Below are 5,273 nucleotides of genomic sequence, written 5' to 3'. Positions count from 1 at the left end.
CTCTCTCTCTCTCTCTCTCTCTCTCTCTCTCTCTCTCTCTCTCTCTCTCTCTCTNCTCTCTCTCTCTCCCTCTCTCTCTCTCTCTCTCTCTCTCTCTCTCTCTCTCTCTCNCTCTCTCTCTCTCTCTCTCTCTCTCTCTCTCTCTGNCAGCTATTGTTGCATATTTCAAACACTAAGCCAAACGGACTCTGGTGAAGAATGGCTTGTTGAGTAAATCAATTCGGGCTGCACGCAGTGTTAACCAAAAACGCTTGCTTATTCCATCTTTCATCTCTAATTATACAACTTTAAAGTTACTTCCACAAGCGCCAGATGAAGGTCCTTACCTTACTGATACTCAACCCATTTCAAATTTAACCAAATTTATTAATATCTCACATATCATATATCTCACATGCGTGTGGTTTACCTCCACCCCAGTAATCACTTTTTTAATTAATTANAATTANANTTTGCTATTAGTATCTTTTTAAAAATATTTACAATTATTTTAATAGGTTATGCAAGAAGTCTAATGAAAGCAAATCTTGGCATTATGCCAACTTTAACAACTAAGTTTAAAAATAAACCAGAGAAAAATTTAGCACTTTATTCTCGGGCAATAAAAAAAATAAAAGAAACTATTAAAAAATATCAAATTAAATTATAATACTTATAAAGAAATTTATTAATATAGGTTATGAATAATAAAACAGGAAAAGGAAGAAAATATGCAAGAATATATATACATTTACGGAATTAATCCTGTTGTGGAGTCATTACTAAATCCAGCAGTGAAAATTAATAAACTTTATTTATTACCACAAGGGAAAAATAATGATTATTATTTGAAACTAGCTAAAAGTCGTCAAATTAAAGTTGTCTTTTGTTCAACAGATAAAATGACAACTCTTGTACAAACTAGTAAGCATCAAAGTCTGGTATTGGAAATTTGCAAGCCAGAAAATTATTCATTAACTGCAATAACAACAAAAGCATTACAAAATAGACATCCATTTTTATTAGTCCTTGATCAAATTTCTGACCCACATAATTTTGGGGCAATTTTGCGTACTTGTGATTTGTTTAATGTTGATGGGGTTATTATTCTAGAAAAACGCCAAGTTGATATTAATGCTACTGTTGCCAAAACCTCTGCAGGTGCTTTTAATTATGTTCCAGTTTGTCGAGTAAATAATTTAACTAATGCAATTGAATATTTAAAAAAACAAGGGTTTTGAATTTATGCAACAAGTTTAACTACAACAGCCCACAATGTAAGTGAATTAAAATATGATACGCCAATTTGTCTAATCGTAGGGAATGAAGGAACAGGGATTAGCGCAAAATTATTAAAGCATTCTGATTTTAATATTTATATTCCAACAACAGGTCATCTTGATTCTTTAAATGTATCGGTTGCTAGTGCTATTTTAATTTATCAAATTAAAATGTTGCAACAATAAAATTTAATTTAGAAAGGATTTGACTATTGTTATGATGAATGAATATGAATTACTTTATTTATTTCAAGAAGGTCATAATCAAACAGCATTATTTAGTTTATATAAATTATATGTACCCTTTCTAGAAGATGTTAAGCGCCGAACTTTTTATAAGTATTTTGGTTTACCAATTGAATTAGCTGATTTAGAAAGTTTAAAATATTTTTCAGTATTAGAAAGTGCCAAAATGTATAATCCCCATTCGTCAAAAAAATTAAAAGACTTTATTTTTCAACGTTACACATGAGATATTCATAAACAAATTTGTCAATTTTTTAATTTAAAAAATAAATTTTTAAATTATTACATTAAATTAACTAATGAAAATATTACTAATCAAGATGAAAATTTTTCAAATAAAATTGCTTGTTTTGATGAACAAAAACAAATTATTAAAATATTTTATCAACGATTATCACCATTAGAAAAAGAAGTATTTCGGTTATGATTTGCTGGTGAAAATATTTATAATATTCACCACTTATTAGGGTTAAATTATCGGCAAGTTGATAATGCAATGCAACGAATTATGCAAAAAACAAGAGATTTTTACAAAAATAGTTAATTAAGTATATGAATATTTTTATTAATATACTATAATTAATTATGGTGAATATTATGCGCGAAAAGATTATATTAGTATGTTCAGAATGTTTAAATCGAAACTACACAACATTTAAAAACAAAATGACACAAAAAGAACGATTAGAAATAAATAAGTTTTGTAAAACATGTAATAAACATACTAAACATAAAGAAACAAGGTAGAGGTGTTTGCAATGAAAAAAAATGAAAAATCAAAAAAGAATGTTAAAACTGTTTTAACAAAAGAAGAAAAAAAAGCGTTAAAAATTCAAAAGAAAAATGAAAAAGCAGCGCTAATTTTTCAAAAAAAAGCAAGTAAAACAGCACCAATTCAAGTTGGGACAAAAAAAGTAAGCACAACACCAGAGGTTAATGAGAATGGTGAACCAATTAAAAAAGGTCTTTTTAAGCGTAAAAATTCAAATAAAAGTAAAAAAATAAATTGAAAATTAGCTTTTCGTGAATTTCCTGTTAAAATGGCAAAAGAAGTCACAAGAATTCGATGAACAAGTAAGGGTAGTTTAGGACGCAAGTTTTTAATCACAATTTTATTTATTATTGCTTTTGCGGTGTTTTATTTAGTATTAGATTTAATTTTACATCATTTACTAACTGTTGCTCGCATTATATAATAGATAAGTTTAAAAGGAGTAAAGTAAGGTAATGTTAGGAAAAAACACAATAACAGATGAAATCATTGATAATGATAAAAGTGAAGACAGAGAAACTTTAGAAGATTTTACAAAGTATCCTGGAAAATTATATGTAATTAATTGTTATTCTGGACATGAAGACCGTGTTCGTGATGACTTAATTCAACGGGTAGAATCATTAAATATGAAAGATGTTGTTTTTGATATTAGAGTTGTAAAAGAGATAGTTTCAGCCAAAAAAGGTGGAAAACTAATAGAAAAAGAAAAAAATGTTTATCCAGGTTATATTTTTATTAATATGATTATGAACGATGAAGCTTGATATATTGTTCGGAACACAACAGGGGTTACTGGATTTATTGGCTCATCAGGGCGAGGAACAAAACCTTTTCCTTTAACAGATCAAGAAGCAAGGACAATGCTTTCAAAATCATTGGCAGCTAAAAAAACAGCAACACAGCAAGGGAAAAAAGTTAAAAAAGTATTTGTGGCAAACTTTGAAGTGAATGATTATGTTAAAATTTTATCAGGAACTTTTACTGATATGGAAGGACAAGTAACAAAAATTGATACTTCAAAAGGGATTGCTATAGTAAATTTAGAAATGTTTGGTCGTTTGACACCTACTGAAGTTAAATTTGACCAATGTAAAAAAATTGGTTAGGTTAGCATAGCAAATTAATATTAATTTTTGTTATGCTTTTTTTAAAATGATAAATGTAAACCGTTTAACTGATGATACTTTTTTTATGCGAAATGCTGTTGTTGTTGCACGCGAACTATTAGGAAAATATTTAGTTCGAATTATTGATGGGAAAAAAATTATTTGTAAAATTATTGAAACTGAAGCTTATGATGGACCCGAAGATGATGCTAATCATGGTTTTAACAATAAACGTAGTTCTCGTAATGAAACACTTTTTTGAAAAGGTAGCTTTGCACATGTTTTTCTCATTTATGGGATGTATCATTGTTTTAATATTGTTACTGACCAAGTTGATTTTCCAAGTGCAGTTTTATTACGCGCTGGTGAAATTATTATTGATGAAACTGTTCCTGACTTTGTTTCAACACCACGGTTAGCAAATGGTCCTGGGAAGTTATCACGCTATTTAAAAATTACTAAAGCTGATGATGGACTTTCTCTGCTAGAAAGTGCAGTTTTATATCTTGCCGAAGATACAGCACCAACTGCAATTGAAATTACAACTACACCACGGGTCAACATTGAGTATGCAACAAATTTTAAATTAAAACCATATCGATTTTATATTACAGATCATAAAGCAGTTTCGAAAAAATAAGAGGTCAAAATGAATAAAGCAAAAAAAGCAGAAATTTGAAAGGTTCACCGGGAATTTCCTTATCTTGAGATTAGCAATATGGGGCGTGTTCGTAATATTGTAACAAATAAAGTTAAGGAATTAAAGAAGCCAAAAAATACTAATTATTATTTAATTCGTCGTTGTGAAGATGGAAAAACAAAAACAAGGCCATTACATAAGTTGGTTGTTGAGTTATTTATTGGTTCAGTTCCGCCAAATATGACAATTGATCATATTAATGGTAATCCTCGTGATAATCGAGCAGAAAATTTAGAAATTGTTTCAAAACGAGAAAATACAATTCGGCAAATTAGGATGTGATCACATCCGCATAGTTTTTATAATCGAGATTTAGTGAAAGCACATAGTGAGAAACGATGAATGTATCGTAGTGAACTATATAATTGAATTGAAATCTTAAAGCTATTACATGCTCAAGGAATTATATACTATCAAGTGAAATGAAAAGGAAGTAGTAAAGGGCGAATTGGTCAATTACCAAATGGTGAAACAATTGTGCGTGTCAAAAATATTGATTCTAATAATTAATGGTGATGATGATTTTTAAAAAAACTATTATGTTGTTTATTCATAATAGTTTTTTTAAAAAAATGATTTGTGGTTTAAGTCCAGCACTAGCATTTAAGTAAATAATACCATGATAGTTTAATTTAATAGCATCAAGAAGTGTTACTGATATGCAAACATCTGTAGCAACACCAACAATGACTAAGTTAGTAACCTTGTGTTCTTGAAGAAATTCATGTAATCCATTTGAAGTATGATTATCACTAAAAAAACCACTGTAGCTATCAAAATCTTGTTGTGTTCCTTTTAAAATAATATGGTCAAATTGCGATGTAGTTAATTTATATAACTCACTGCCAAATGTATTTGCAATGCAATGTGAACCTCATTTAGCAAACGAACAATGATTATTAGGATGAAAATCTTTTGTCGCAATAACTAAATCACCATTCTGATCAAATTGATCAATTAAAGCAACAATTTTTTCATATAATTTTTCTACTCCTGGGACATATAACGCTCCTTTAGGATCAACAAAGTCATTTTGATAATCAATCACAATTAAGGCTTTTTATTCATTTCATAATNCTNTNNATTNTTNTTTATGTGAGGTACCATATACATTTTAGACCAGTTAGTCTTTTAAAAATTTTAACACAGCTTCAGTTGGTGTTAAAAAATTTATGCTTTTATGTCGC

Annotated in this window: 9 protein-coding genes; 8 read left to right on the top strand and 1 reads right to left on the bottom strand. The window is 28.8% G+C overall.

All coding sequences use genetic code 4. The features are described 5' to 3' along the window. Nucleotides 1–514 precede the first annotated feature (514 nt). From BST80_RS03585 to BST80_RS03550, 8 genes are all read left to right on the top strand, one after another. Nucleotides 515–649 (top strand): hypothetical protein, encoded by a 135-nt coding sequence (locus BST80_RS03585; RefSeq protein WP_415745995.1) that lies wholly within the window; start codon nt 515–517, stop codon nt 647–649. Between the two features lie 61 nt (nt 650–710). Next, the gene (rlmB, locus tag BST80_RS03580) at nt 711–1,445 is read left to right on the top strand and encodes a 23S rRNA (guanosine(2251)-2'-O)-methyltransferase RlmB (protein WP_415745994.1); all 735 of its coding nucleotides are present in this window, start codon (nt 711–713) and stop codon (nt 1,443–1,445) included. Nucleotides 1,446–1,476: 31 nt separating this feature from the next. Continuing rightward, nucleotides 1,477–2,049, top strand: coding sequence for an RNA polymerase subunit sigma (locus BST80_RS03575; protein ID WP_415745993.1), 573 nt, complete (start codon nt 1,477–1,479; stop codon nt 2,047–2,049). Nucleotides 2,050–2,102: 53 nt separating this feature from the next. Continuing rightward, nucleotides 2,103–2,252, top strand: coding sequence for a 50S ribosomal protein L33 (rpmG, locus tag BST80_RS03570; RefSeq protein ID WP_004028373.1), 150 nt, complete (start codon nt 2,103–2,105; stop codon nt 2,250–2,252). Nucleotides 2,253–2,263: 11 nt separating this feature from the next. Further along, on the top strand, nt 2,264–2,701 hold the full coding sequence (gene secE, locus BST80_RS03565; protein ID WP_415745992.1) for a preprotein translocase subunit SecE: 438 nt from the start codon (nt 2,264–2,266) through the stop codon (nt 2,699–2,701). 31 nt (nt 2,702–2,732) lie between these two features. Beyond that, complete coding sequence (gene nusG / locus BST80_RS03560) at nt 2,733–3,386, top strand: transcription termination/antitermination protein NusG (protein ID WP_415745991.1); 654 nt, start codon at nt 2,733–2,735, stop codon at nt 3,384–3,386. Between the two features lie 46 nt (nt 3,387–3,432). Next, nucleotides 3,433–4,026, top strand: coding sequence for a DNA-3-methyladenine glycosylase (locus tag BST80_RS03555; RefSeq protein WP_415745990.1), 594 nt, complete (start codon nt 3,433–3,435; stop codon nt 4,024–4,026). A 9-nt stretch (nt 4,027–4,035) separates the two neighbouring features. Then, complete coding sequence (locus tag BST80_RS03550) at nt 4,036–4,596, top strand: HNH endonuclease signature motif containing protein (protein ID WP_415745989.1); 561 nt, start codon at nt 4,036–4,038, stop codon at nt 4,594–4,596. Here BST80_RS03550 and BST80_RS03545 read toward each other — a convergent pair. Beyond that, nucleotides 4,586–5,134 carry an isochorismatase family protein gene (locus BST80_RS03545; RefSeq protein WP_415745988.1) on the bottom strand — a complete coding sequence of 183 codons (549 nt, stop codon included), beginning with the start codon at nt 5,132–5,134 and terminating at the stop codon, nt 4,586–4,588. The two genes, BST80_RS03550 and BST80_RS03545, sit on opposite strands and share 11 nt — an antisense overlap. Nucleotides 5,135–5,273 lie beyond the last annotated feature (139 nt).

This window comes from Spiroplasma sp. Moj (assembly GCF_016082285.1).
Lineage (GTDB): Bacteria > Bacillota_I > Bacilli_A > Mycoplasmatales > Mycoplasmataceae > Spiroplasma > Spiroplasma phoeniceum.
The sequence above is the reverse complement of the archived record's forward strand: the minus strand, read 5'-3'. Positions and strand labels throughout refer to the sequence as shown.